Origin of the sequence: Halobellus inordinatus, assembly GCF_024498335.1 — an archaeon.
GTDB classification, from domain to species: Archaea; Halobacteriota; Halobacteria; order Halobacteriales; family Haloferacaceae; genus Haloquadratum; species Haloquadratum inordinatus.
Map to the genome: position 1 here is coordinate 1410314 of NZ_CP101825.1, position 24457 is coordinate 1434770.

The 24457-nt window shown below is 65.9% G+C and carries 26 protein-coding genes and 1 other RNA gene; 8 read left to right on the forward strand and 19 right to left on the reverse strand.

The window, feature by feature from the left end:
• Window positions 1-59 precede the first annotated feature (59 nt).
• The 9 genes from NO362_RS07250 to NO362_RS07290 form a co-directional block, all read right to left on the reverse strand.
• Entirely contained in the window at window positions 60-284 is a 225-nt protein-coding gene (locus NO362_RS07250) for a DUF7123 family protein (RefSeq protein WP_121568145.1), read from the reverse strand.
• A 68-nt stretch (window positions 285-352) separates the two neighbouring features.
• Window positions 353-544 carry a DUF7525 family protein gene (locus NO362_RS07255; protein ID WP_121568146.1) on the reverse strand — a complete coding sequence of 64 codons (192 nt, stop codon included), beginning with the start codon at window positions 542-544 and terminating at the stop codon, window positions 353-355.
• Window positions 545-620: 76 nt separating this feature from the next.
• A complete protein-coding gene (locus NO362_RS07260) occupies window positions 621-1652 on the reverse strand; it encodes a phosphate signaling complex PhoU family protein (RefSeq protein WP_121568147.1) in 1032 nt (343 codons plus the stop codon).
• Between the two features lie 122 nt (window positions 1653-1774).
• Entirely contained in the window at window positions 1775-2845 is a 1071-nt protein-coding gene (locus NO362_RS07265; RefSeq protein ID WP_256544717.1) for an ATP-NAD kinase family protein, read from the reverse strand.
• A 241-nt stretch (window positions 2846-3086) separates the two neighbouring features.
• Window positions 3087-3800: a competence/damage-inducible protein A gene (locus NO362_RS07270; protein ID WP_256544718.1), complete on the reverse strand. Its 714-nt coding sequence runs from the start codon at window positions 3798-3800 to the stop codon at window positions 3087-3089.
• Between the two features lie 53 nt (window positions 3801-3853).
• The gene (locus NO362_RS07275) at window positions 3854-4654 is read right to left on the reverse strand and encodes a DUF5803 family protein (RefSeq protein ID WP_256544719.1); all 801 of its coding nucleotides are present in this window, start codon (window positions 4652-4654) and stop codon (window positions 3854-3856) included.
• A 42-nt stretch (window positions 4655-4696) separates the two neighbouring features.
• Window positions 4697-5374 (reverse strand): DUF2110 family protein, encoded by a 678-nt coding sequence (locus tag NO362_RS07280; RefSeq protein ID WP_256544720.1) that lies wholly within the window; start codon window positions 5372-5374, stop codon window positions 4697-4699.
• The gene (locus NO362_RS07285) at window positions 5374-5904 is read right to left on the reverse strand and encodes a transcription factor (protein ID WP_121568152.1); all 531 of its coding nucleotides are present in this window, start codon (window positions 5902-5904) and stop codon (window positions 5374-5376) included. The genes NO362_RS07280 and NO362_RS07285 overlap by 1 nt, the downstream gene beginning before the upstream one ends.
• A gap of 581 nt (window positions 5905-6485) precedes the next feature.
• Entirely contained in the window at window positions 6486-7040 is a 555-nt protein-coding gene (locus NO362_RS07290; protein ID WP_256544721.1) for a tRNA (cytidine(56)-2'-O)-methyltransferase, read from the reverse strand.
• A gap of 130 nt (window positions 7041-7170) precedes the next feature.
• Here NO362_RS07290 and NO362_RS07295 point away from each other — a divergent pair, with 130 nt between their 5' ends.
• The 3 genes from NO362_RS07295 to NO362_RS07305 all read left to right on the forward strand — a co-directional run bounded on the left by NO362_RS07295 (window position 7171) and on the right by NO362_RS07305 (window position 10308).
• Window positions 7171-8115 (forward strand): NAD-dependent epimerase/dehydratase family protein, encoded by a 945-nt coding sequence (locus tag NO362_RS07295; protein WP_256544722.1) that lies wholly within the window; start codon window positions 7171-7173, stop codon window positions 8113-8115.
• A gap of 90 nt (window positions 8116-8205) precedes the next feature.
• Window positions 8206-8982, forward strand: coding sequence for a DUF2797 domain-containing protein (locus NO362_RS07300; protein ID WP_256544723.1), 777 nt, complete (start codon window positions 8206-8208; stop codon window positions 8980-8982).
• Window positions 8983-9114: 132 nt separating this feature from the next.
• Window positions 9115-10308, forward strand: a complete 1194-nt coding sequence (locus NO362_RS07305) for a DUF4382 domain-containing protein (protein ID WP_256544724.1) — start codon at window positions 9115-9117, stop codon at window positions 10306-10308.
• Window positions 10309-10466: 158 nt separating this feature from the next.
• Here NO362_RS07305 and NO362_RS07310 read toward each other — a convergent pair whose 3' ends face one another.
• The 3 genes from NO362_RS07310 to NO362_RS07320 all read right to left on the reverse strand — a co-directional run bounded on the left by NO362_RS07310 (window position 10467) and on the right by NO362_RS07320 (window position 12748).
• On the reverse strand, window positions 10467-11762 hold the full coding sequence (locus NO362_RS07310) for an MFS transporter (protein ID WP_256544725.1): 1296 nt from the start codon (window positions 11760-11762) through the stop codon (window positions 10467-10469).
• Window positions 11763-11919: 157 nt separating this feature from the next.
• Window positions 11920-12230, reverse strand: an RNA gene (gene ffs / locus NO362_RS07315) — signal recognition particle sRNA.
• Window positions 12231-12331: 101 nt separating this feature from the next.
• Entirely contained in the window at window positions 12332-12748 is a 417-nt protein-coding gene (locus NO362_RS07320) for a DUF7548 family protein (protein WP_256544726.1), read from the reverse strand.
• 124 nt (window positions 12749-12872) lie between these two features.
• Between NO362_RS07320 and NO362_RS07325 the strand changes: the two genes are divergently transcribed.
• Window positions 12873-14027, forward strand: a complete 1155-nt coding sequence (locus NO362_RS07325) for a thiolase family protein (RefSeq protein WP_256544727.1) — start codon at window positions 12873-12875, stop codon at window positions 14025-14027.
• Window positions 14024-14419, forward strand: a complete 396-nt coding sequence (locus NO362_RS07330; RefSeq protein WP_256544728.1) for an OB-fold domain-containing protein — start codon at window positions 14024-14026, stop codon at window positions 14417-14419. The genes NO362_RS07325 and NO362_RS07330 overlap by 4 nt, the downstream gene beginning before the upstream one ends.
• Window position 14420: 1 nt before the next feature.
• Here NO362_RS07330 and NO362_RS07335 read toward each other — a convergent pair whose 3' ends face one another.
• The gene (locus NO362_RS07335) at window positions 14421-14651 is read right to left on the reverse strand and encodes a SelT/SelW/SelH family protein (protein WP_256288106.1); all 231 of its coding nucleotides are present in this window, start codon (window positions 14649-14651) and stop codon (window positions 14421-14423) included.
• 103 nt (window positions 14652-14754) lie between these two features.
• On the opposite strand from NO362_RS07335, the gene NO362_RS07340 reads away from it, so the two are divergent.
• Window positions 14755-14928 carry a hypothetical protein gene (locus tag NO362_RS07340; protein WP_256544729.1) on the forward strand — a complete coding sequence of 58 codons (174 nt, stop codon included), beginning with the start codon at window positions 14755-14757 and terminating at the stop codon, window positions 14926-14928.
• Between the two features lie 76 nt (window positions 14929-15004).
• Here NO362_RS07340 and NO362_RS07345 read toward each other — a convergent pair whose 3' ends face one another.
• Together NO362_RS07345 and cyoE are read right to left on the reverse strand one after the other, a co-directional pair.
• On the reverse strand, window positions 15005-15673 hold the full coding sequence (locus NO362_RS07345; RefSeq protein WP_256544730.1) for a DUF7546 family protein: 669 nt from the start codon (window positions 15671-15673) through the stop codon (window positions 15005-15007).
• A complete protein-coding gene (cyoE, locus tag NO362_RS07350) occupies window positions 15673-17079 on the reverse strand; it encodes a heme o synthase (RefSeq protein ID WP_256544731.1) in 1407 nt (468 codons plus the stop codon). The genes NO362_RS07345 and cyoE overlap by 1 nt, the downstream gene beginning before the upstream one ends.
• 220 nt (window positions 17080-17299) lie before the next feature.
• Here cyoE and coxB point away from each other — a divergent pair, with 220 nt between their 5' ends.
• Window positions 17300-18010 carry a cytochrome c oxidase subunit II gene (coxB, locus tag NO362_RS07355; RefSeq protein ID WP_256544732.1) on the forward strand — a complete coding sequence of 237 codons (711 nt, stop codon included), beginning with the start codon at window positions 17300-17302 and terminating at the stop codon, window positions 18008-18010.
• A 111-nt stretch (window positions 18011-18121) separates the two neighbouring features.
• On the opposite strand, the gene NO362_RS07360 is transcribed toward coxB, so the two are convergent.
• Together NO362_RS07360 and NO362_RS07365 are read right to left on the reverse strand one after the other, a co-directional pair.
• Window positions 18122-18607, reverse strand: a complete 486-nt coding sequence (locus tag NO362_RS07360) for an FAD synthase family protein (RefSeq protein ID WP_256544733.1) — start codon at window positions 18605-18607, stop codon at window positions 18122-18124.
• The gene (locus NO362_RS07365; protein WP_256288110.1) at window positions 18604-19128 is read right to left on the reverse strand and encodes a Mov34/MPN/PAD-1 family protein; all 525 of its coding nucleotides are present in this window, start codon (window positions 19126-19128) and stop codon (window positions 18604-18606) included. The genes NO362_RS07360 and NO362_RS07365 overlap by 4 nt, the downstream gene beginning before the upstream one ends.
• Before the next feature lie 150 nt (window positions 19129-19278).
• Between NO362_RS07365 and han the strand changes: the two genes are divergently transcribed.
• Window positions 19279-21204: a Hef-associated nuclease gene (gene han, locus NO362_RS07370; RefSeq protein WP_256544734.1), complete on the forward strand. Its 1926-nt coding sequence runs from the start codon at window positions 19279-19281 to the stop codon at window positions 21202-21204.
• 36 nt (window positions 21205-21240) lie between these two features.
• On the opposite strand, the gene NO362_RS07375 is transcribed toward han, so the two are convergent.
• Window positions 21241-22989 (reverse strand): phospholipase D-like domain-containing protein, encoded by a 1749-nt coding sequence (locus tag NO362_RS07375; protein WP_256544735.1) that lies wholly within the window; start codon window positions 22987-22989, stop codon window positions 21241-21243.
• A 69-nt stretch (window positions 22990-23058) separates the two neighbouring features.
• Entirely contained in the window at window positions 23059-24375 is a 1317-nt protein-coding gene (locus NO362_RS07380) for a HEAT repeat domain-containing protein (RefSeq protein WP_256544736.1), read from the reverse strand.
• Between the last annotated feature and the right edge of the window lie 82 nt (window positions 24376-24457).

The window sequence follows — 24457 nt, forward strand, 5'->3', positions numbered from 1 at the left end:
CAAAAAAGGCCCTGAAATGCGCGTTCGCGCGGACGGCGACGGGCTGTGCCGGGCAGTGTTCAGCTACGGGTGACGCGCCAGGTCGTCGAGCGGGCCCGACCCCACTTTTCGATCTCGACGTCGTCGGACTTCTCCGCGAGCCGCGGCAGTCGAACCCCGACCTGCTTGGCCGAGAGCCCGATGGCGTCGGCGATGTTCTTCGCCCGGAAGTACCGCTCGCCGGCGGACACGCTCTCGCGGAGGTACGAGACGATCCGTTTTTCCTCCTCGGTGAAGTCACTCATTTGACTCCGTGTACGGACGGTTCGGTCTTAACGGTTTCTCGTCAGCGGGCTATCGTAGCGTCCGGAAGTCACCCGAACAGGTGCGTCGCAGACACCGCGAGCGAGGCGGCGATCGTGGCGACGGCGAAGCCCACGGCGGCGACGAGCTGGTCCCCGGTCAGTCCCGCGGCGAACATCCCGACGACTCCGAGAATCGCGACGATCGAAAAGAGGACGGTCAGGCCGATTCCCTTGTCAGAACTGGCGGATGCGGTCTCCATACCCGAACGTTTCCCGGTCTCGACTTAGTTCATACGAATTGGGAGGCGGCGTCGCATACTCACCGGTCGGCTTCGACTACCCAATCGTCACGTGTTCGGACTCCTCGTTCAGCGCGAGGTTCGCTGAGATCTCCGCATTCCGCATCGCGTACTGCGCGGTCTGCTGGAGGCTGACGAGGACCTCCCGGATCTGGAGTAGTTCCTCGTTGTCCATCTCGGGGAGGTCGTCGAGGATCTCCTGTTCGCGGTCTCGAAGCTGACGGAACAGGGTGCGGCACTCGACGGTCTTGTCGTAGTCGCGCTCGACGACTGACTGCACTGCCGTCCGCGTGAGTTCGTCGACCTGGTCGGTGAACTCGCGGATCCGCCGCATCGTCTTCGAGTCGACGTCGAGCGTGTGACCCTCGGCGTCCATCGCGATGTTGGCGATGTCCTCGGCGTTGTCCGCAGTCAGTTCGAGGTTCTTCGCCACCGAGCGATAACCGATCAGGGGGAAGCCCGACTCCAGTCCGACGGCCCGCGCGAGGTTCGGGTTCTGGTAGGCCGTGAAGATGAGACGTAGCAGGAGGACGAAGATCTTGTTCGCCTGTCGCTCGCGGTTTAACGCGCGCTGGGCGAGGTCCGTGTTGCCGTGTGCCAGCGCTTTGACCGCCTCACCGCGCATCGTGCTGCCGGTGTTTTCGAGGCGTTCGAGCAGATTGTCGAGCGTGAAGTCCTCGGGATCGACCGAACAGCGGATCGCGATGCGGTCCGGCGTCTCCTCGATGACGCCTAGACCCATCAGCTGCGTCTCCGCCTTGTAGACGGCGTTGATGTGTTCGGAGTCGAGTGCGCCGTCGCTCTTTTCGATGTGGATCACGCGCCGTCCGAGCACGTACTGCGCGACGATTGCCCGTTCGAGCGAGTCGGCGTCGAGATTGTCCGCGCGAATCGTCGCCGAGGAATCTTCCTGACTCGCAGACTCCGGCAGTACCGTCAGCGTTCCTTTCCCACCCATCCGTAGAGAAACCTCATCACCCTTGTCGACGTTGTGTTCTTTCGCCCACTCCGCCGGTAACGTCATTGCCAGCGTGGAGGGACCGAGCCGCTGAACCTTACGCGTCTCCATACCATACCCTGGTCTCCAGCGGCCTTAATCTTCACTATATGCCACTTATACAGATATGTATTTGTTAGGATGTGTTGAAATGGGTGGCTCCCCACCACCAGGGTTGTACGGACAGACCCGCTCTAGGCGATCCGCATCATCCGCCGTTCGACACGTCCGACCCGGACCTTCGTCCACCCGCGGAGTTCCTCGTCGAGTTCCGGATCGTCGGTGTCGACGCGGAGCTCGCCGATGGTATCCAGTTTCGCGCGCGAGGCCACGACCTCGACGTCGCACTGTCGGATCACATCGGGTGAGAGCTGTGGGTTGCCCCGGCCGAAGACGAACCCTTGGCCGCCGATCGGCGAGACGACGACGACGTTTTCGCCGTCGGGATCGAGCGCAGCCAGGATCTCCGATTCGGTCGCGTCGAGGGCGAGCACTTCGCCGTCCCGCCAGACGTCGACGCCCAGCGGCGACCCATCGAAGCCGAGTGCCTCTTTGATCGCGCCGACGGTGCTCCCCGGTCCCAGCACGAACGTCTTCTCGCTCGCCTCGATGTCGTCGACGATCCCTGCCACGAGCGCTTCGACGTTGCCGCCACCGAGCTGTTTCGACGACTGGAGTTCCTCGGCGACGGGGACGTACGGCACCGCGCGGAGTTCGGGATGCACCTCGCCCTCGCGGTACTCGTCTTCGTCGATGTCCATAACCTCGCGGCGCTCGGTCCGCTCGAACGTCCGCACGACGTGTGCGGCGTCTTCGGGCGAGACGGCGAACACAGAGGAGTACACCTTCACGCCGGCGGGCACGCCCAGAATCGGCGTGGCAGTCCCTTCGACGGCGTCGGCGACGTCCGCGGCGGTCCCGTCACCGCCGACGAAGAGGACGAGAGCCACGTCAGCGTCGAGGAACGCCGCCACGGCCCGAGCCGTGTCGTCGGCGCCGGTTTCCGTGTCCGCAGGAGAGCCCAGGACTTCCGGCTCGAAGCCGGCCGCACGGGCGACGTCGGCCCCCATTTCCCCGCCCCACGTGAGCAGTTCGACGTCGTCGCCCCCCTGCTCGTGGAGCGCGACGAGCGCCCGACGGGCGCGGTCGGGAGCGCGAGGCTCGGCCCCCAACTGGCGCGCTTCTTCGACTTTGCCGTCGGTACCCTTGAGACCGACGCGACCGCCCATTCCCGCGATGGGGTTGACGACGAAACCGAGACGCATACGCGAACCGAACGGCGTTGCGAGCAAAAGTCCGCCGGTGCTCGGACGTGGCTGGCGAGGGGACGAGCCGGATTACTGAACGTTTAAGAAGTGCGCCTCGGAACTGAGGCGTATGCTCCCACTCGAAGTCACTGGCGAACCCTTCCCGATCGCGGAGACCGGCGCGGTCATTCTCCTGTTGAGTGTCGCGATGGTTGTCGGCTGGCTCTACTACCTCTACCGGTAGCGTTCGCGCCGACGCCTACGCCTGTTCTCGGTCCACTGCTCCGTCGACGAGTTCGACGCGCTCGCTGAGCCAGTGGCGCGCTTCGTCGGCGACGGCTTCGTCCGTCGCGGTGAGTTTCACACGGACCGAGTCGCCAGGGTAACTCCCGACAGTGACGTCGAAGCGTTCTCGGATCGCCTCGAATCGGTCGATCAGTTCACTCTCGGGTTCGTCGACGTCGACGACCGTCGTGTAGGTGGCCTCGCCGGAGAACTCGTCGGCGACGGCCTCGAACATCGATTTCATCTCGGTGGGCACGCCCGGGAAGACGTAGATGCCCTCGACGACCGCGCCGGGCGCGACGCCCGCCTCGTTCGGCAGCATTCGCGCTCCCGCGGGCAGGTCGGTGGTCCCGTCGACGAGGTCCTCCGCGGCGTACCCGCCGTGCTCGGTCAACCACTCGTGGGCGGCGTCGTGCGGTTCGACGCGGCGTCCGACCGCGGCGGCGACGCCGTCGACTGTCACGTCGTCGTGCGTGGGACCGAGGCCGCCGGTGACGATGACGGCGTCGTACTCGGCGCGGTACTCGTTGACGACGCGGGCGATGTCGGCGACGACGTCCGGAACGGTCGTGATACGCCCGACGTCGACACCGCGGTCGTTCAACTGTTCGCACAGCCACGCGGCGTTCGTGTTTACCGTGTCACCGGAGAGGATCTCGTCTCCGACGGTGACGATTGCGACTCGCATACCCGTGATATGCCTGAGATGGACAAAAGCGACTCGGCAGCGGGCCGTCGGTCTCAGCGCATTCCCGGCGGCGGCCCGTCGTCGAACTCGTCGTCGTCGGTCTCGACGTCGACGCCCATCTCCATCCGTCGGCGTCGCAAGCGCTCGATCTGTCGTCGGTAGTAGAGCAGCCCGCCGATGCCGATGGCACCGACCAAGGCGACGATCCCGCCGAAGACGTACAAGTCACGCTGGAGGTAGTACTGCACCGAGATGGTCTCGACCGTCACCGCTTCCTGCCAGACGATGTGGACGCGGCTGCTGTCGTCGATGGTCGCGTCGTAATTGCCGGGCGAGACCTTCCCGAAGACGGGGAAGTCGATCCGGCGGTCCGGCGGCAACACCACCTCGTAGGTGCCGTCCACGTAGGTAGGCAGCGTGAACCGCTTCGGCGTTCCGCTGCTGGTGTACGCGAGCTTACCGCCGCTAGCCGGTGCATTTTCCGGCAGTGAGACGATCATTTCGTCCCGCGTGCGGCGGATCTCCCCGCCGTTTTCGCGGATCTCTGTGCCGTTCACGACGGTCCCGTTCGGATAGCGATAGCGTACCGACTGGACGGATAGCGGATTCGTTCCGCCGAAGCCGTCGCGTCTGAACAGTTCGATAGTCGAACTGTTCGTCTCCATCACGGCCCGGAACTGGGTGTTTGCCTGCACCGTGACGTGCACTGTCCGGTTCGTCTCCCACTCGTAGGCGGCGGCCGGTTCGCTGTCGAGTCGTTCGGCGGGCACTGGTCCGGTTCCGAAGCCGAGACAGCCGCTCATCACTGCGAGCAAGGCGAGACTGCCGGCCGCGAGGAGGAGTCGACGGTTCATATGGTGCGGAAGTGGGTCATAGCGTTCGGAGAGGAGTCGACCTCACGTCAGAACGCACTTCAGCTCCGACGGGAGGTACGAGCCGATGCTGGCGAGCAGCCCTGGCGGGTCGGTGCTCTCGGGGCAGACGATGCTCTGTTCGAGGAGTCCGAGGCGCTCGACAGTAACGATGTCGGCCGCGTGGCCGGCGCGGTTGACCGTCGCGCGGACTTCGCCGCGCGTCGCGCTGTTGACGTTCACTCGCCCGCTGCCGTCCTCGCGAGTCCAGTCGTACAGCCGGTCGCGCTCGGCGTCCGCGAGCCGTGGCGTCTCGCCGTAGACGAACCGCAGCGGCGTGTGCTGGACGACGCCGAAGCGATCCCGGATCTGCGAAGGCGACCCGGTTCCAAGGCCGAGTTCCTCGGCCGGAATCCGGACGCTGTTTCCGTTGCCGACGTCGAGCACCCAGCCGTCTTCGTCCCACGATTCGAGCGTTCCGACGTAGGTCTCGCCGTCCTCGTGGTCGGGAGCGATCTCGCCCCACGACTCGGCGAGGAGGTTGGCGGCGACAGTCGCGTCCTCGCCGTCGAGGTCGACGTCGAGGAAGTCGTCTTCGCGCACGTCGACCGTCCACTCGACCGATAGCTCGCCGATCTCGTTGCCGACGAGCGAATTGAAACTGTCGAGGGCTCGCTCGCGGGCGTCGCCATCGACGTAGCATTTGGTTGCGAGCGCGACCATCAGTCGTCTCGACCTACGTCGACGTTGAGTTCGTCGCGAAGCTCCTCGATCCGTCGCTCCATCGAGTCGACCATCTCGTCGTTCTCCATCGGTTCCAGCGGTGCGCCGGTCTCGGGGCACTGAAAGCCCTGCTCCATCGCCTCGGAGAACTCGAAGCGGATCCCCGCCGGTTCCGAGAGGTAGAACTCGTGGGTCCGTTCGTACTCCAGGCGTTCTTCGAGCGCGTCGAGAAGGCGGTGCATCTCCTCTTGGAGGTTTTCCGGGATGTTCTCGTAGTGGAACGTCCAGAGATAGGTGAGCCACCCGGAGTCCTCGTCGCGGACCCGGCGATAGGACGCCAGATCGTTCTCATAGAGGATGAAGAGCGCCCGTCGAACGTCGTTGAGCTCGAGGCCCAGTTCCTCGGCGAGTTCCTCGTCGGTTACCTCGCCGTCAGGCGGGGCCGCGGCCACCGGCATCCCCGTCGGTCCCACCAGTTCGTGGAGGTATTTCTGGATGACAGGGTCGTTCAGCAGCTCCTCAAAAGCCATTGTACACAGTTGCGCCGCTCAGTCGTTTTAAAGTTGCGGAAGCCGGGACGCTCGTCTGCTCCGGTATGTTTCCATACAGCCACTACTTAGAATTATGATAACACCTCACAAACTATTCAAAATGATTTATTATTGCGTAACTCGTAGGTATAATTCCCGCGAGAAGGCGGGGACACACTGGACGACTCGTTTCAGATCGCCTGGACGCTGGTGAGACGAAACGAGCTAGGAGCCACAACCGAAGAGTCCGTTACAAGGCGACGAGGTTTCGGTTCCGAAGGAGGACCGCACCGTCCCGAACGCTCGACCGCCCGGGCGGCCGAGGGACAAGGCCAACTATCGGAGTACGCGCAAGCGGACTTCGTGAAATTCGGCGACGGCACGTCGACAATGCCGGTGGGAACCCGGCTAACGCTTCGGCAAGCGCCGGTGAGATTCCGGATAAAGTCGGCGTGTCGAAGCTAGATGGCCGTGTGGGTCGGGGAAAACGTCTCCCGTCCGGGTCTACACCGCCGTTCTCGCGCATTTCTCTTCGACGCCGTTGTATCCCGCTCAGCGAGTCGTCGCCGACCGCTGACCGTTCACGACCCCTCTTCGAGTTCCTCGGCGTCGACGACGCGCTTGCCGCGCTCCTGTGGGAGCACCCGCCGGTCTGCGTCGGGCCACTCCTGTTCGAGTTCGCGACCCTCGAAGAGTCGGTCGAGGAAGACGGCCAGTCCCGCGACTTCCGAGTGCGGTTGGTTGGTGACGCCGACGTTCCAGTCGGCGTGTTCGTACACCTCGAAGGGGACCTTCTCGCCACCGACGACGATCAGGAGTGGCGCTTCCCGGTGCGCCTCTCGGATGTCGCCTTCGACGTCCTGGACGCGCTCGCCGTACATCGTGAGGTGGACGACGTGCCCGTCCCACCCGCGGATCGTCGCGTCCAGCTGATCCGTCAGTTCGACGTCGAAGGGGCCGCCGAACCGTCCGGTGATGTCCTGGACGGTCTCCTCCGATTGGCCGGCGTTGCCGGGGAAGATCACTCGGTCCGCGCCGAGCGCTCGCGCCGTGAGGCCGACGTGCGTCGTCATCCGGTCGTCTCGACCGGGCCGGTGGCCGTAGCGGAGCACGGCCACTTCGGATTCGTCTTGCATAGCCGAATCGAGACGGTGCGGGCGCTAAGGCGCTTCGGATGGCGTACGCGCTCGTCGACGCGATAGGATCGCCGGTGCCCGCGACCCCGGAAAGGAGAACGCACTTACCGCTGTCTCCTGCATCACGAGTATGGACCTCTCCGAGAAGCGAATCGTCGTCACCGGCGGCGCAGGCCTCGTCGGCTCGCACCTCGCGCGCCGACTCCGCGAGGACAACGACGTCGTCGTCGCCGACGACCTCTCGAAAGGCACGCGAGACCGCGTCCCTGCGGGCGTCGAGTTCGTCGAGGCGGATATGACGTCCCCAGACGACGTCGCGGACGTCATCACCGCCGACGTCGACCTCGTCTTCCACCTGGCAGCCTACACGGACACGAACTTCGCCGACCCGCGGAAGCTCTTCGAGGAGAACACCGAGATGACCTACAACGTCCTCGAACGGATGGCGGAGGTCGGCGTCTCGGACATTGCCTTTACCTCCTCGTCGACCGTGTACGGTGAGGCCCCGCGACCGACGCCCGAGGACTTCGCACCCCTCGAACCGATCAGCGTCTACGGCGCGTCGAAACTCGCCGACGAGGGGCTGCTCTCGACGTACGCTCACGCGAAAGACTTCACCGTGTGGTGCTTCCGCTTCGCGAACATCGTCGGGCCGCACCAGCGCGGCAACGTCGTCCCGGACTTCATCGAGAAACTGCTTGCGGACCCCGACACGCTCGAAATCCTCGGGGACGGCCGCCAGGAGAAGTCCTACCTCCACGTCACCGAGTGCGTCGACGCCATCTGCCACGTCGTCGAGCACGCCGACGCCGCGATGAACACCTACAATCTGGGGACGCGAACCACGACCTCCGTGAACCGCATCGCCGACATCGTCGCCGACGTGATGGATCTCGACCCCGACTACGCGTACACCGGCGGCGACCGCGGTTGGGAGGGCGACGTCCCGCGGATGCGGCTCTCCGTCGAGAAGCTCTCGGGGCTCGGCTGGGAAGCCGACGCCTCCAGCGACGACGCCGTCCGCCGCGCCGCCGAAGAACTCTACGAGGAGCTGCGCGCCGAATCCGAGGCGTAGCGAGCGCACAGGAGAGCGGCGACCCGGCGACTCACAGCGCCCCCAACCTGGAACGGCACCGCTTTCACCTCGCATCGATTACGTCGCCCCGTGCAGTTCGTCGGCTACGACACGGACCAGCCAGGACTCTTCGTGAGCCACGCGACCGGCACGGACGCCGACGCTCCATACGACGTCGAATTCGTCTCGCTCGATCCCGGCACCGAACTCGCGTACACCCTCGGCGAGCGTCACTGCGCTGGCACCGTCACCGACGAGGGTCACATCTCCTGTTCGAATCCGACGGCGCCGTACTGCCCGCAGCACCGCTCGACGTGGGTCTGTGCGAAGTGCACCGGGACGTGCCTGAAAGACGAGATGGACTGCGTCGAGGAACACGCGATCTACCTCGCGGCCTTCGCGCCGGACGTGTTCAAGGTCGGCGTGACGAAGGCGTGGCGACTGGAGACGCGACTCCGCGAGCAGGGCGCGGATCGCGGCGCGCTCCTCCAGACGGTCCCGGACGGTCGGATCGCGCGAGAGCGCGAGGCCGAGATCGCCGCCGAAATCCCGGATCGGGTCCGCGTGCCGACGAAGCGCGCGGGACTCCACCGCGACGTCGACGGCGACGCCTGGGACGCACTGCTTACGGCGTACGACGTCGGCGACGCCGACCGCTTCGATTTCGCGTACGGACTCGACCTTCGCGATCGCCCCGTCGCCGAGACCATCGCCACCGGCACCGTCCGCGGCGTTCAGGGCCGCCTCCTCGTGCTCGATCACGCCGGGAGCACGTACGCCGTCGACCTCCGCGACCTCGTCGGCTACGAGGCGACGGCGGAGGCGACGACGCGCGATGTCCAAGCGAGTCTCGGCGCGTGGGGGTGACTCTGTGCTACCCGGCCGATTCGGTTCGGAATCCCCCCGACGCCGTACCCGAATTAAACGGACCAAATTCGGGTGAATCCGGGATCAGTACCTGCAGTATAAATGGTCGTTCGGGGTCTCGAACCGGGTGCAATGAACCGAACCACATTCGCGAGCGTCCTCGTCGCGGCGCTGGTGCTCCTCGCCGGCTGTTCCGGCGGGATCACCGGCTCGCAAGAGGGGACTGCGACCGACGGATCGACGACGACCGCGGCACAGTCGACGACCGGCGCGACAGACAGCGGCACGCTGAATCTCTACGTCAGCGACGAACAGAACGCGATCAGTGACTTCGAACACCTCAACGTCACGATCACCAGAGTCGGCCTGAACCCGGCCGACGACGATGGCGACGATACTGACGATGCTGACGATGAGGATTCGGACGACACCAAGGAGAGCGGTGACGAGACGAACGAGAGCGACGACACCGCGACCGGCGCCGAGAACGTCACTGAGACGACGACCGAACCTCAGACCGAATCGCCCGAGACGGAGACCGAATCGGACGACGACGTCGAGAGTGACGCCGAGGACGGCGAGGGCGAGTGGGTCGAATACGAGGTCGACAGCCGGACCGTCGACCTGACGCGCCTGCAGGGCGCAAACGCGACGAAGCTCTCGTCGTTCGACGTCCAGAACGGCACCTACGAGAAGGTCTTCGTCTACGTCTCCGAAGTGAACGGGACGCTGAAAGACGGCAGCGACCAGCGCGTGAAACTCCCGAGCGGGAAGCTTCAGTTGAACTCGGAGTTCACCGTCGGTAACGGCGAGTCGGTCGACTTCGTCTTCGACATCACGGCAGTGAAGGCCGGCCAGAGCGGGAAGTACATCCTCAAGCCGGTCATCTCCGAGTCCGGGACGGACGTCGAGATCGAACCGGTCGATGAGGATAAAGACGACGAGGACGGCGAGAAGGGCGAGAACGACGCTGACGACGAACGAGACGACGCGAGCGAGCAGTCCGCGGAAGCGACTGCCGCGTTGAACGCTAGTTTCGTCGGCAACGTCACGCAGGGAGAGAACGCGACGATCAGCGTCACGCAGAACGGCTCCGCCGTCGCGAACGCGACGGTCGCCGTCGGCGACGACCGAGTCGGGGAGACTGACGCCGACGGTACGGCCACGGTTTCGGTTCCCGGCGATGCCGAGGAACTCGAAGTGACGATCACCCGCGGCGACGCCGAAACCGAACTGACAGTCGAGTTCGAGACGGAATCGTCCCGAGAGACGCAGTCGACGACGCAATCGAGTAGCGACGGCGGAACGTCGACCGCGACGAGCTAACGCCGCGACGATCACAGAGCGGCACCCACACAGCGGCATCTCCCGCGTTCTGCTTCTTCACACCAATTTTCTCGTGCTCATAGGGATCAACGTACGTCTCCATAGGTTTCTCGCCGGACGGTACGGCGAGAATCTCCAAACAGTTACGACACTCCCTATCAGTCCCCAGCCGCGGGCGTCGCGACCGGCGTCTCCCGCGTCCGCAGGTAGGTAATGACGAAGATGCCCGTCGCGACGCCGATGAACGCCGCGGCGGTGAGAAACGCCGCAGTCGTCGAGACGGCGTCTTTGATCCCGCCGACGAGGACCGGCCCCGTGACCTGGCCGACCTTCCAGGCGATCGACCGGAGCGACATACTCGACGCCACCGAATCGAGCGTCTCACCCTCTTCGACGAACAGCGCCATACTCGCAGGTAGCCGGACACTGTCGGCGATACCGAGAATTCCGTAGGCAGCGAAGAGCGCGAAGAACGCCCCACCGAGCACCTGCGTCCGGCCGAACGCGTCGAAGCGAACCGGCTGGATCGCCCCCTCGAACACGAGTGCGAACGGGATGAGTGCCGTCCCGAGTCCGTACAGGAGCGCGCCGACGGCGACGAACCAGTATCGCCGGCCGATCCGGTCGGTCAGATCGCCCATATACCCCTGGAAGATCGACTTCGTTAGCTTCCCGCCGGCGAGGATCCACCCGATCGCGAAGGCGTTGATCCCGAACTCGGTTCGCGCGAAGATCGGCAGGAAGATGATGACGGCCATCTTGCCGACCGAGAAGCCGACCCGGAAAATCACGAGCGCGCGGATCATCGGCCGGCTCAGCAGGGATCGGAACGTCTCCATTCCGGTCGCCTCGTCGGGGTCTTTCTGTCCGCCAGGGTTGTCGCGGAGGTAGCGCCACACGAGGACGAGCGCGAGGAACGTGATCGCCGTCAGCGCGGCGTACGCCCAGACGAAGTCGTAGGTGTAGAGCAGATAGCCGCCGATGACGTCGCCGGCGAGACTGGAGAAGGCGCCGACCTGATTGTACGCGCCGAGCCAGCGACCGCTGCCGTCCTCGGGGCTGATCTCGCCGACGACGGCCGAGCCGGTGATCCAAAGCAGGCTGGCGCCGAGCCCCTGGAGGATTCGGATCAGGATCACGTGCACCGAGTTCTCGACTAGCGCGAAGCCGACGAAGACGGCGACGTTGATCGCCAGGCCGGCGAGCAGGAAGTGCTTGGCGTTGCCCGTGTCGACTTTCCGGCCAAGCGGGAGGACGACGAGCAACTGCGCGATAGCGAAGGCCGTGCCGAACAGCCCCTCGACGACGCCGGTCGTCCCGAACTGGTCGGCGTAGAGCGCCAGCGCGATCAGGATCGTCGAGTAGGCCTGACTCCGGGCGAAGGCGACCCCGGACAGCGCGGCGAACTCCCGGTCGCGCAGGAGTCCGAGCGCTCCGCTGGCGTGTCCTGTCATTGCGTGTTCGAATCGCCGCCGTCGACGGAATTAAACGGCACTATTCGGGGAGCCACAGGGGTGTGTTGCCGGGTGACGTAGTCGAGGCGGAGGGGGTCGCGCGTCGTCTACTCACCGGACACAGCGCCGTCGCTCGCGAACGTGAAAACGGTATGAATGGTGGACAGCGAGATTGCCCGGCGTTCCGGCACGGGGAATCCCGGTTGCCTCCTCCACCCCGCGATCCTCCGAGCGACGAACGTTCACTGGTTCGCTGCTCGCTTCCGCGCCTGACGGGGTGCCAGCGACGAATCGTGGCAGACCGACCCTGCGGCCGGCGTTCACGAACCGCCGTCCCCGAAGGACGAGGTTTCTACGTTGGCTTCCGGGGCCCGTGTCGGTCTGACCGGACGCCCCCGGGTTCGGTCCCCGCTAAAGGCCAAAGTTGCGGGTGGAGAGCAGGGCCTAGCTGCCCGACCTAGTCCATCAGCACGTAGACCGGGGCCACATAAGGGGCTTTCGACTCACAGAGTCGCCGATCGCCGGACGCCGTCGGGGGGATCCGGGGCCCGCCGCGCTGCCGTGTCCGTTCAGCGGAGCACCGCTCGGGCGTAGCTTCCCGCAGTGACGGCGACGACGGAGGCTCCCGTGACGACGACCCACCGGTGGTTCTCGATCCAGGCGTACTCCGCAGGGAAACTGAAGAGCAGCGTCGAATCGATCGACAGCGCCCACAGCAACGAGAACAGCACCATCGCCAGGGCGGAGACGAGCGCGACGCCGGCGAGCGTCTGCGGGTCCGAGCGCTCCTGTGCGCCGGCCAGAAAGACGACGATGTTGAGGAGCGCGAGGACGCCGACGATCGAGACGCCGAGGGGGCCGGCGGCGTAGTACTCGGCGACGCCCACGTCAGGTGCTGTGATCAACAGGGCGGGCGCGAAGACGACGCCCGCGAGGAGAATACACACGACTGCACCGATCGTCGGGGCGACGGATCTGAGATTCATACTCGTCTCACGTGTCGATTGGCTCGCGTGTAAGCGCTTCGAGACCTATCGGAAGTCGAGACTCCCCGGCCCGCCCGTCTCCCGGAAGGGAAACCGGTAAGCCACCACCCCCTCGTTCTCGACTATGGAGCGCGTAGCGATCATCGGCGCGTCGATGACCCAGTTCGGGCAGCGCGAGGAGTGGATCCGCGGGCTGCTCGCCGAGGCGGGCAGCGCCTGCCTCGAGGACGCTGGCGTCTCGGCGGACGCCGTCGATCACCTGTACGTCTCGAATATGGCGAGCGGAGAGCTCGAAGGGCAGACTGGCGTCCCGAATGCCCTCGCACACGACCTCTCGGCGGTCCCCGCCTACACCGCCCGGATCGATCAGACGTCGTCGTCCGGCGGCGCGGGCGTGTACGCGGCCTGGCAGTCGGTCGCCTCCGGCGCCTCGGAGATGACGCTTCTCGTCGGCGGCGAGAAGATGACGCATCGATCGACCGCGGAGGCGACGGACGTCATCGCGTCGCTGACGCACCCCGTCGAGTACAAACACGGCGTCACGCTCCCCTCATTTGCGGGACTGACGGCACGCCACTACCTCGACAAGTACGACGCGCCGCGGGAGTCGCTCGGCAAGGTCGCAGTGAAGAACCACAAGAACGGCGTCGACAACCCCCACGCGCAGTTCCAGAAGGAAGTCGACCTCGACACCGTCTTGGAGTCGCCGATCGTCGCCGACCCGCTTCGGCTCTACGACTTCTGTCCGATCACTGATGGGTCTGCGGGATTGCTGTTCTGCCCCGAGTCGGTCGCCCGCGAGTACGCCGACGAGTACGCGGTCGTCTCCGGGATCGGGGGCGCGACGGATACCCACGTCGTTCACGAGCGCGCGGACCCGACGACGATGGGCGGCGTCGTCAACTCCGCAGAACAGGCCTACGAGATGGCCGACGCCGACCCCGACGACGTCGACGTCGCGGAACTCCACGACATGTTCACCATCCTGGAGTTCCTCCAGTCGGAGGACCTCGGCTTCTTCGAGAAGGGCGAAGGGTGGAAGGCCGTCGAAGAGGGCGTCACCGACCGCGACGGCGAGCTCCCGATCAACACCTCGGGCGGACTGAAGTCGAAGGGCCATCCCCTCGGCGCGTCCGGGGTGGCACAGGTGTACGAGATCTATCAGCAAGTCACCGGTAACGCCGGCGCCCGGCAGGTCGACGCCGAGACCGCCCTCGCCTGCAACGTCGGTGGGTTCGGAAACTGCGTGACGACGACGATCCTGGAGGGACAGCTATGAGCGACGAGCGAGACACCGGCGACGACGAACAGACGATGGAAGCGTACCGCTACCCCGATGGGAGCATCACGTACCCCGGACACCCGTTCGGGCCCGGCGGCGAGGAACCGACCGGAACGGTCGACCTGAGCGAGTACGTCGCCGAGGTCGTCACGTGGACGACGTCGACGGCGACGCCACCCGGCGTTCGACAGCCGAACACGCTCGCGATCGTCGAGTTCGACGTCGACGGCGAGCCCGTTCGTGCCATCGGTCAGGTGACGACCGAGGAGGTCGAGATCGGCGACGAGGTCCGTCCGGTCTACTGCGCGGAACTCCGCGATCCCGAGAAGGGCATCCGCGAACCGGCGAGCCAGGAGTGGGACGGATTTCGGTTCGAGCCCACAGAGTAACTTATATCGCGTCGCGGACGCGACGGGTGATCTCGTCGACGTCGTAGTCGTCTTCGGCTTTATCCCAGACGATCTCGTCGTCGACCGCAACAGTAAGAACGCCGTGGTCTCCGGTCACCAGAGCCACGCGATCGAGCCGGTCGCCGAACTGTTCGAGTAGCGCGTGCTGGATCTTCTCGGCGCGTTCGAGGAAGCCACAGGGAACGCAGTATTCGATTTCGATAGCGGACATCTGTCCTCGGAGCGTTGGCTCTGTGCCGTGTTAAGCGCGTCGTGACCGACGTTCGGTCTCGGAGTCAGACTTTTGTCCGCTGACGCCGTACTCGTACATTGGTATGTGTTACCATACATACCAACTGAAGGCGCTAGCGGAGGAGCGACGAGCGCAAGCCGCACGGCGTGAAGAGGAGACGGAGGACCAAATCCGCACCGACGATGTCGAGGACGGCGTCACCGAGGAGCACAGCCCCGAGAAACGAACCAAGCCACAGCCAGTCGGGTTCGCCTGAGCACCCGGAACCGCACTATTTCGACCCCGAACGGCGTGGTCGGTCCGGTCGTCGCAGCGACCGACCACGTCGACGTTCACCCGAGCCGATTCCCGAGCAGCGGCCGCCAGTACAGCAGCGCGACCGTCAGTAAGAAGACGACCGTCGACACGTCGTAGGAGAAATCGAACGTCGCTGCAACGACGGCGGAACTGCCGCCGAGCACCCCCGAGAGGATCGACGCCAGAATCGGCCACGAACAGGAGACACACGAGAGCAAGCCGACGATCCCCGAGACCGCTGCGCCGGCGGCGTCGATCACTGTCGCGTACACCAGATACGCCAAGGCGACGTAGCCGACGATGCGGGCAGGCATCAACACGAGCGCCGCCCACGGCGTCGAGACGACCGGCGCTGGCCCCCACCCAGGAGCGAGCGTCGCCAGCCGGACGCCAAACTCACCAGCCCCGGGGCGCATCGCCGTGACGAGAACGCCGCCTGCGGCCGCCAACGCGACGAAATAGAGGACCGCGATCGCGGCCGCCCGGCGTCGCGTCCGCTCGTCGGCCGGTGCCGGGTCGGTCTTCCAGATGGCAAAGATGCCGACGAAGATCCACGCGAGGCCGTAGACCGCATAGCGTGGCTGCGTGATCGTAATTCCGGACAGGAGGACGTACGCGACCGAGAGCACCGCGAGGGAGTTACCGATCAGCGCGGCGTAGAGAAGATCGCGCGTGTCGACGCTGACCGCGCGTGCGACGGACATTATACCGCCAACGCGTCGACGACGACGGCGAGCAGCAGCGCCCCGAGATACGCGTTCGACGCGTGGAACGACCGGAACGCCGCGGCTTCGGTCTGTTCGTAGTGCAGGCGGATCGCGAAGTAGAGGAAGATCGCACCGAAGACGACGGTCGTGAGCGCGTACGCCAGCCCGAGCGCCTGCATCGAAGCCATCGCACCCGCGGCGACGAGCGTCGCTGCCAGATACCAGAGGATGTGTTTGCGGGTCGTCGTCTCACCGCGGACGACCGGCATCATCGGGAAGCCGCCGCGCTCGTAGTCGTCCTTGTACGCAAGCGCGAGGTTGTAGAAGTGCGCCGGCGTCCACAGGAAGATGATCGTCGCGAGTGCGATCCCGCCGAGACCGATCTGCCCGTCGACGGCGACCCAGCCGATCAGCGCCGGGAGCGCGCCCGCCGCGCCACCGATGACGGTATTCTGGACGGTGTTCGGCTTCAGCAAGAGCGTGTAGACGACGCTGTAAAACAGGATCGCTGCGACGCCGAGCACGGCCGCGAGCACGTTCACCCACGCGAACAGCGCAATCGACCCCACGGCCAGGAGGACGCCGAACGCGAGGGCGTTGCGGACGGGAACGAGGTCGGTCGCAAGGGGCCGGTCGCTCGTCCGCTGCATCCGACGGTCGATGTCGCGCTCGAAGACGTGGTTGAACGTCCCGGACGCGCCGATCGACAGGACGCCGCCACCGAGCGTCGCGAGCACGACGCCGATCGTCAGGCCGCCGTTCGTCGTCGCCGCCAGCGCCATCCCGGCGGCCGCGACGAGACAGAGCAGCCACATCAGCCGAGGCTTCGTCAGCCGGACGTACGCCTTCGCGGTCGCGACCAGCCGTTCCCGGCGGTCGGTCGGAATGTCCGGTTCATAGGAATTCTCGACCGGCGGGTCGAGATCGATGCTATCGACGGGCTCTTCGGAGGGGTCACCCGTCTCCCGTTCGAGGCTCCACGCGAGCGCGGCCACCAGCGAAACGAAGATTCCCATCCCGACGGTCAAGTGCGCCGCCGAGAGCGTTGCGTCGGCACCACCGACGGCGACGAACGCGCCGAGGGCGGCCTGGACGGGATAGAGGAGTCCTGCCAGGAGCGTCGCACCGAGGACGCGTCGCCCCGCACCAGCGCGCACGGCCGAGACGACAGTTACGACGCCGAGGGCACCGACGGCGACGGCCAGCAGCCGATGTCCGACTGCGAGCCACCCCGCGGCCGACGTCGGCGACGTCCAGCCGTCACCACAGATCGGCCAGGCCGTACACGACGCGGCCGCGTCTGTGAGAGCCGTGGTTGCACCGACGAGCAAGAGGAGATAGACGCCGATGGCGGTCGCTGCGAGCAGATTGTGGAACCGATTGTGTGTTGCAGTCGACGCCACGAAAGTCACCTATACGCCGTTAGGAATCACCGTACTTAGGGTCCCCGCTTTCCTGACCGCAGTCGGTCCGTGAGACAGCAAAGTATCGGACAATATGTGGACTACTCCACACACCACCCGGTCGCAGTCGACCGATCGCGACGAGCAGTCTGTTGCAGACGGTACGATAGAGTGACCGAAGTCAGCAACTATTTACGTGGTACTTCCTAACTCCGCACCGATGCGAAAGACGCGTTTGGCACTCGTTTCACTGCTCGCGGTGGTGGTGGCGGGCCTCGTCGCGGATCCGGTCGCCGCACAAGCGTCCGCCAGCGCAGAACTCATCAATGGGTTGAACGGGAAGCTTCTGTACATCGCTGTCCCGATCACCATCCTGGTAGAGGTAATCCTCCTCTACACGGTGGTGAAGTTCAGGAACAACGACGATCCGTCACCGACCCAGGAGAACCGTCGCCTGGAGATCACGTGGACGATCGCGACGGCGATCATCCTCCTCTTCGTCGGTGTGGCCTCCTACGGCGTTCTCGCGAACGAGAACGTCGCTACGGGCCCCGAGATCGAGAGTACCCAGGGCGAACCCGTCGTCGTCCACGCCGAGGCGTACCAGTGGGGCTGGGAGATGTCGTACCCCGAATCGGGTAACTTCTCGACCGGCACCGAGATCGTAGTCCCGAAGGACCGTCCGGTCCAAATCCAGGTGACATCACGGGACGTGATCCATGGATTCCACGTTCCGAAGTTAGCGCTCAAGACGGACGCGATGCCTGGACAGGTGAACACGATCAAGACGGTCGCCTACGAGGAAGGGACGTACCAGGGCTACTGTACTGAGTACTGTGGCGTCGCTCACTCGCAGATGTACTTCACCGTCGAGGTCGTCTCCCAGGACGAGTACCAGCAGTGGCTCGACGAACAGCAGAGTAGCGAGTAATCGCGCACCCGCTTTTCGGGTTTCTTCGGTCCGTGAGCAGCCGCTACGCGCTGCTTTCTACTTCTCCTGTCCAGCTGGTCGGCGAGTGCCGGCGATATCGGAAAAAAGCGGCTACGCGTTCCGATCTGCGTCCGAGACTGCTTCTTCTGCCGGCGCCTCGTGGTCCGGTCCACGCTCTTCGAGAATCCGGTCGATGATCCGTCCGGTCGAGAGCAATTCATCGTCGTACCGTGGTTCCCGAGCTGACGCGCGATCGACCTCACAGTCGATCCCACGTCCTGCGAGCGCGTCGCGGAGCGCGTCTGCGTCGTGGTGCTGATCGTGCCCGAGAACGATGACGTCGGGATCGATCCGCTCGATGGGGACGAAGATGTCTTCGCGGTGCCCGAGGTGCGCATCGGTCACCATCTCGAGCGCGCCGACGACATCCCGTCGCTGTCGATCGGGCAACACAGGACGTTCCTTGTGTGTGACGTTCTCCCGTCGGGCGACGATGACGTGTAGTTCGTCGCCCATCGCAGCCGCTTCCGAGAAGTAGTGGATGTGGCCGGGATGAATGAGATCGAACGTCCCCTGCGCGACGATCCGGCGGGTCACCGGTAAGACCCTCCGGACTCCCGATAGCTCCCGCCGAGGTTGCCGTAGTCGAGGTCGAGGTCGTCCTCGGTGAAGTCGAAGAAGTCCTCGGGGTCGGGCAGGTCGACGTCGAGGACGGGCAGGTCGCGAACCTCCCCGCTCTGGTCGAACGCCTGCCAGTCAGTCGGGCCGTACGGATGACCGAGGATGATGTGGACCTGGCCTTGGCCGAAGGTGTCCAGATCGGCGTCGCTCGGTCGGAGGACGCCGTTCGGGTGAGAGTGGATCGACCCCACCGCGTGGCGGTCGTTCGGGATCATATTGCTGTCGACGGTGGCGCTCGTCGGATCCGATCGCGTCCCCGGGACGATCAACACCTCCGTGATGACGGTGCCCGAGCGATCGAGATCGAAGTGGCTGGCGTCTTCGCCGCGGAGAAAGCCCATATACTCGTTCGGATGTGTCTCGCGGGATGCCTCCCGTGCGAAGTCGAGCGCGTCGGCGGCGATGCCGATCACCTCACTCGACCGGAAGAGTCGCATATTCGATTCTCCGGTTCGTCGCCTTCTAAGCGTTCCGGTCGGATTCAGGCGAGACCAGCCGACCGCACCGTCGGGAGACGGCGTCGGCGGCACCCGCCCCGTGCGCGCGGATTGTAAAGTCTTAACCGCGACGCACCACTTCTCGCCAGTATGACCGCCGATAACGCCGGGGATTCCGGCGGCGCGTCCGCTCCGGATTCGGAGACGGACTCGCGACCTATCGTCTACGATCTCGCACCGAACTGCACGCTCGAAGACGTCGAAGAAGGCGAACGGTACCACGCCGTCGTCAACGGCGTCGTCGAATACGGCATCTTCGTCGACATCTCCGACGAGGTGTCCGGACTCGTCCACGAGTCGAACCTCGATCGCTCCTACGAGGTCGGCGACCGCCTGACCGTCACGCTCGAAGAGATCAAAGAGAACGGCGACCTCGCGTTCGACGTCTTCACCGAGTCGACGTACCAGACCGTCGTCGTCGATCACGAACCCGACATCGCGCCGATCGCAGGATTGAGCGCCGGCGACGAAGTCCACATCGAAGGACAGGTCGCCCAGATCAAACAGACCGGCGGCCCGACCGTCTTCCGCATCGCCGACGAGACGGGAATCGTCTCTGCGGCGGCGTTCCGCGAGGCGGGCGTTCGCGCCTTCCCGGCCGTCGACCTCGACGACGTCGTCCGGATCGGCGGCAGCGTCGAGTCCCACGACGGCTCGCTCCAGCTCGAAGTCGACTCGATGACTCGACTCGACGGCGAGGCGATGGCCGAGGCCCGCGAACGCCTCGACGCCGCGTTCGAGGAACGCGCAGCGCCCGAGGACGTCGAGTCACTCGTCGAGTGGCCGGCGTTCGAGAAACTCCGCGACGACCTGCGCGAGGTCGCTCGCCTGCTGCGACGGACGGTGCTGGAAGGGCGTCCGATCCGCGTTCGACACCACGCCGACGGCGACGGGATGTGCGCCTCCGTGCCGGTTCAGCTGGCGCTGGAGAACTTCATCGAGGCCGTCCACGACGACGACGACGCCTCGCGGCACCTCGTCAAGCGACTTCCCTCGAAAGCGCCGTTCTACGAGATGGAGGACGTCACGCGCGACCTGAATTTCGCGCTCGAAGGCCGTGCGCGGCACGGCCAGCGGCTCCCGCTCCTCCTGATGCTCGACAACGGCTCCACCGAGGAGGACGTCCCCGCCTACGAGAACCTCGCACACTACGACGTGCCGATCGCGGTCGTCGATCACCACCACCCCGACCCGGAGGCGGTCGACGACCTCCTCGACGCCCACGTCAACCCCTACCTCTACGACGAGGACTACCGCATCACGACGGGGATGATGTGCGTCGAACTCGCGCGGATGATCGACCCCGACGTGACCGAGGAACTCCGCCACGTCCCGGCCGTCGCGGGCCTGGCCGACCGCTCGAAGGCCGAGGCGATGGAAGACTTCGTCTCGCTCGCCGAGTCTGAGGGCTACGACCGCGAGCGCCTGCTCGAAGTCGGTGAGGCGCTCGACTACGCGGCCCACTGGCTGCGATACAACGACGGCCAGTCGCTCGTCAACGACGTGCTGAACGTCGGCTGCGACGACGAGGACCGACACCAGGAACTCGTCGACTTCCTCGCGAGCCGCGCCGAGCGCGACGTCGAACGGCAGATGGACGCCGCCGCTTCTCACCTCGAACACGAGCGGCTGGAGTCCGACGCCCACCTCTACACTGTCGACCTCGACGAGTGGGCCCACCGCTTCACCTACCCCGCGCCGGGGAAGACCACCGGAAAGCTCCACGACCGAAAGGTCCGCGAACACGGCGAGCCGGTCATCACGATCGGCTACGGCCCCGACTTCGCCGTCCTTCGGTCCGACGGAGTCCGCCTCGACATCCCGCGGATGGTCGCAGAACTGAACGAGGAAGTCGTCGGCGGCGGCGTCTCCGGTGGCGGCCACCTCGTCGTCGGGTCGATCAAGTTCGTCAAGGGGATGCGCACCGAGGTCATCGAGAGCCTCGTCGACAAGATGGCCGACGCCGAACTCGACGAGGAACTCTCCTCGCAGGCCGTCGTCGACACCGAGGCCTAAGGGCGCCGCCGACAACGCAGACGCGGGCCGCACTTCTCACTCGAAGTCCACCGTTCGGCGAAGGACGAAGCCGGCGAGCGACGCCGCCGAAAGCGCACCCAGTGCCATCGTGAGCGTCCGCTTTCCGTTCTGCATCCCCTCTCGACTACTCGTTCGTTCGCCGCTCGACCCGCCGGCTCCGGCGGCGTCCCAATCCGCTGTGAAGACCCGTCCGTAGTACGTCGCCGCCGCCTCGCCGTCGAGCGCGAGGGTGACTTCCCTGTTCTCGGTCGCCGCGTGTTCGTTCCAGTTGAGACTGCCGACGATGACCGTCTCCCCGTCGATCACCGCGCCTTTCGCGTGGACTTTCCCGAACCGTCCGGCCGGGCGAGCGATCCGCGCCTCGATCGGGAGGCCACGCTCGCGGAGGCGCATCGTCCGCTCGACGACCGCCTGGTTCGACTCCTCGTCGTACCACGCGTTCGAGAGGAGGATGCGGACGTCGACGCCGCGCTCGGCGGCGGCGACGAGCGACGCGAAGTAGGGGCCGTCCGGGTCGAGCCGTGGTGACAGGACTGCGATGCGGGCCTCTGCGCCGGCGATTTCGCTCCTGACGGCGGTCCCCGCGTTTCCGGGGGCCGTCAGCACTCGCACGTGTTCGATAGTGACCGTTTCGGGGGCGAATCCAGTATCGTACGACCCCGAAGCCGGCTCCTCTTCGACGAACGAGGCGTTCCGGCGGTGTTCGCGCCACGGCACGGCGTCGATGCCGTCGGCGTCGTGAGCGAAGACAGCGGCGAGTTCGTCGGCCGTCCGCTCGGAGCGAACGCGGACTCCCCACCCCCGGCTGTCTCGACCTCCGGTCCCCGCCGGCTTCCAGTTCTCCGTCAACACGAGCGCGTCGTCGTCGCTGACGGCGTACTTGGGGTGGTGATACGAAAAGCGCGCGTGCGGGCCGTCGATCACGCGGACGTCGACGCCGCCCGCGACGAGGCGGTCGAGTTGTTCGCGCTGATTAGTCGTCGTCCCGCCGACTGGGCCGCCTTCCAGGAGCACGCGCACGCGGACGCCGCGGTCGGCCGCGGCGAGGAGTGCGTCGGCGACGCGGGGCGAGGCGAACGTGTAGCCGGCGAGCAGGACCCGCGTCTCGGCTCGCTGGAGCGTTTCGAGCGGCACGTCGGGCGAATCTGGGAGGACGAAAGCCGTCGCGGTCGCCGGCCCCGTCGCGACGACCGGCCGTGGAGATAACCCACGCGGCGTCCACTGGCCGGTCGTCGCGTTCAACCGCTCGCCTTCGCGAGCGCGGTCGTAGATGACGCGATCGACGGCGACGCCGTCTCGACGAAGGACGAGTCGTTCACCGGCGTTCGCAAGCGAGAGCGAGGCTCGGACGACCGGCACGTCGACGAGCGCTCGCGTCGCGTTCGGCGCCGCGGACAACGCGACGGTGCCGGTCGAGGGGACGCTGATATTCGACTCGCCGTCCGAGAGCGTCAGGTTCGACGCACTCGCGGCGTCGACGACGACAAATTCGCCGACGTCGCCGTCTGCGACCGGATCCGGAAACGTGGCGACGATGTGCGGCCCTGCGGGTTGTCCATCGGTGGTGTTGGTCGCGGGCGAGCTGGGACCGGCTCCCGAAGACGCGGCCGCAACGGGCGCGACAGCTCCAGCGATCCCGGCAGCAACGAGGAGGAGCACGCAGACGAGCCGATACGCTTCACGAGAGGCGGGTCGCTGGACAGTCGTACGATTCGCTGCGACATAGCGGCCCGCGATCCCCGTACGACGCGCTCGTGATACCACGGCGCGTCTGGCCCGGCGATCCTATTTGAACGTACGCAGTCGCCGTCCAGTCACGCGGTCGCCGTCCAGTTACGCAGTCGGCGCTTCCGCGTCGGCGTCGTCATCCCCGAGTGCGTCGGTCGCGAGGTCGGCCTCGTGCTGGACGAGGAAGGAGCGTTCGTCGGTGTACTCGGCGACGGTTTCGAGGGCTTCCTCGGTGCCGATCTGCCGGAGCGCCCACGCCGCGGCGGCGCGGACGGTGTCGCTCTCGTCGTCGGCCAGCGTGTCCGCGAGGGGCGCGACCGCGCGCGTGTCGCCAATGAGACCGAGCGCGCGTGCGGCGTACGGCCGAACGTTGTCGTTGTCCATCTCCAGTTTGTCCGCGATCGCCTGCGTCGCCTCCGTCGACCCGATCTCGCCGAGCGCGCGGAGCGTCACCTTCTGGAGCGCCGGATCGGAGTCTGCGTCGACGTACTCGACGAGCGTCTCGACGGCCTCCGCTGCTCCATCACCCATCCGGCCGAGCGCCTTGATCGCCGCCTTGTCACGGCGCTGGGCGAGTTGGTGCATCTCTTCGAAGGCTTCGGGGTTCGCCATCCGGACGAGCGCGTCCATACAGTGCTCCTGCATAAACTCCGACTGGAGGCTATCCTTCGCGAGCAGCACCATATCGACGCGGCCGCGCTTCTCCCACTCTTTGAGCGCCGACAGCTCCGGTGGGTAGTCCTTGTAGTGACCCAGGACGTCGTAGAAGCCTTGCGCCATCAGTTGCTCGTTCGTCTCCAGGTCGTCCCACTCTTGGGCGTCTTCGAGACCGGCTTCGAGGTCGTCGGTCGCCTCCAGGAGCGACGCGATCGTCTCGGCGTCCTCGTCGGCGTCGAGGTCCGCGGCTTCGACGGCCGCGATCGCGTCGTCGAGTGCCGCCACGAGGGCGTCCTCGTCGTCACCGTCGAGCGCGACGTCGGCGTCCAATTCACCGGCGACGGCGTCGGCGAAGGCCGAGACGACGTCGACGATCTCGGATTCGCCCTGTTCGGTCCACTTGGTGTCGGTCACCTTCGACTGCGCGGCCTCGATCTCGTCGACGACGTCGCTCGCGTACGGGCCGCGCTGGGACTCCAGGTCGTCGCGGAGGTCGGAGACGCGCGATTCGAGCTCCGCGCGCGGATCCTCGGCGTCTTCGTCGTCCTCGTCGGGTTCGGGCAGATCCGCGTCTTCGAGGTCGGACTCGATCCCGTCGAGGTCGGACTCGACGTCGTCTAAGTCTGCCTCCGTCTCCGCGCCCTCGAGGGCGGATTCGACGTCGTCGAGGCGTTCGTTCAGGGTTTCGGGCGTCGCGTCTGTCGACTCGTCCGACGCCGCCGTCTCCTCCGCATCGGCAGCCGTCTCGTCGTCCCCGTCGCTCATATGCTCGATATCCGTCCGTACCCGAAAAGAGCGTTTCCCTTCTGTCGCCGCGGCGTCCCGAACGCTCTTTATAGGCTCGCAG

Excerpts from the sequence above, each read along its gene's own strand:
- NO362_RS07295 (WP_256544722.1), top strand. The coding sequence starts at position 7,171 with ATGGACCTCTCCGAGAAGCGAATCGTCGTCACCGGCGGCGCAGGCCTC.
- NO362_RS07335 (WP_256288106.1), bottom strand. The coding sequence starts at position 14,651 with ATGTCCGCTATCGAAATCGAATACTGCGTTCCCTGTGGCTTCCTCGAA.
- NO362_RS07250 (WP_121568145.1), bottom strand. The coding sequence starts at position 284 with ATGAGTGACTTCACCGAGGAGGAAAAACGGATCGTCTCGTACCTCCGC.
- NO362_RS07275 (WP_256544719.1), bottom strand. The coding sequence starts at position 4,654 with ATGAACCGTCGACTCCTCCTCGCGGCCGGCAGTCTCGCCTTGCTCGCA.
- NO362_RS07285 (WP_121568152.1), bottom strand. The coding sequence starts at position 5,904 with ATGGCTTTTGAGGAGCTGCTGAACGACCCTGTCATCCAGAAATACCTC.
- NO362_RS07265 (WP_256544717.1), bottom strand. The coding sequence starts at position 2,845 with ATGCGTCTCGGTTTCGTCGTCAACCCCATCGCGGGAATGGGCGGTCGC.
- coxB (WP_256544732.1), top strand. The coding sequence starts at position 17,300 with ATGCGAAAGACGCGTTTGGCACTCGTTTCACTGCTCGCGGTGGTGGTG.
- NO362_RS07325 (WP_256544727.1), top strand. The coding sequence starts at position 12,873 with ATGGAGCGCGTAGCGATCATCGGCGCGTCGATGACCCAGTTCGGGCAG.
- han (WP_256544734.1), top strand. The coding sequence starts at position 19,279 with ATGACCGCCGATAACGCCGGGGATTCCGGCGGCGCGTCCGCTCCGGAT.
- NO362_RS07345 (WP_256544730.1), bottom strand. The coding sequence starts at position 15,673 with ATGTCCGTCGCACGCGCGGTCAGCGTCGACACGCGCGATCTTCTCTAC.
- NO362_RS07340 (WP_256544729.1), top strand. The coding sequence starts at position 14,755 with ATGTGTTACCATACATACCAACTGAAGGCGCTAGCGGAGGAGCGACGA.
- NO362_RS07305 (WP_256544724.1), top strand. The coding sequence starts at position 9,115 with ATGAACCGAACCACATTCGCGAGCGTCCTCGTCGCGGCGCTGGTGCTC.
- NO362_RS07365 (WP_256288110.1), bottom strand. The coding sequence starts at position 19,128 with ATGCGACTCTTCCGGTCGAGTGAGGTGATCGGCATCGCCGCCGACGCG.
- NO362_RS07330 (WP_256544728.1), top strand. The coding sequence starts at position 14,024 with ATGAGCGACGAGCGAGACACCGGCGACGACGAACAGACGATGGAAGCG.
- NO362_RS07380 (WP_256544736.1), bottom strand. The coding sequence starts at position 24,375 with ATGAGCGACGGGGACGACGAGACGGCTGCCGATGCGGAGGAGACGGCG.
- NO362_RS07290 (WP_256544721.1), bottom strand. The coding sequence starts at position 7,040 with ATGCAAGACGAATCCGAAGTGGCCGTGCTCCGCTACGGCCACCGGCCC.
- NO362_RS07310 (WP_256544725.1), bottom strand. The coding sequence starts at position 11,762 with ATGACAGGACACGCCAGCGGAGCGCTCGGACTCCTGCGCGACCGGGAG.
- NO362_RS07270 (WP_256544718.1), bottom strand. The coding sequence starts at position 3,800 with ATGCGAGTCGCAATCGTCACCGTCGGAGACGAGATCCTCTCCGGTGAC.
- NO362_RS07260 (WP_121568147.1), bottom strand. The coding sequence starts at position 1,652 with ATGGAGACGCGTAAGGTTCAGCGGCTCGGTCCCTCCACGCTGGCAATG.
- NO362_RS07255 (WP_121568146.1), bottom strand. The coding sequence starts at position 544 with ATGGAGACCGCATCCGCCAGTTCTGACAAGGGAATCGGCCTGACCGTC.
- NO362_RS07320 (WP_256544726.1), bottom strand. The coding sequence starts at position 12,748 with ATGAATCTCAGATCCGTCGCCCCGACGATCGGTGCAGTCGTGTGTATT.
- NO362_RS07280 (WP_256544720.1), bottom strand. The coding sequence starts at position 5,374 with ATGGTCGCGCTCGCAACCAAATGCTACGTCGATGGCGACGCCCGCGAG.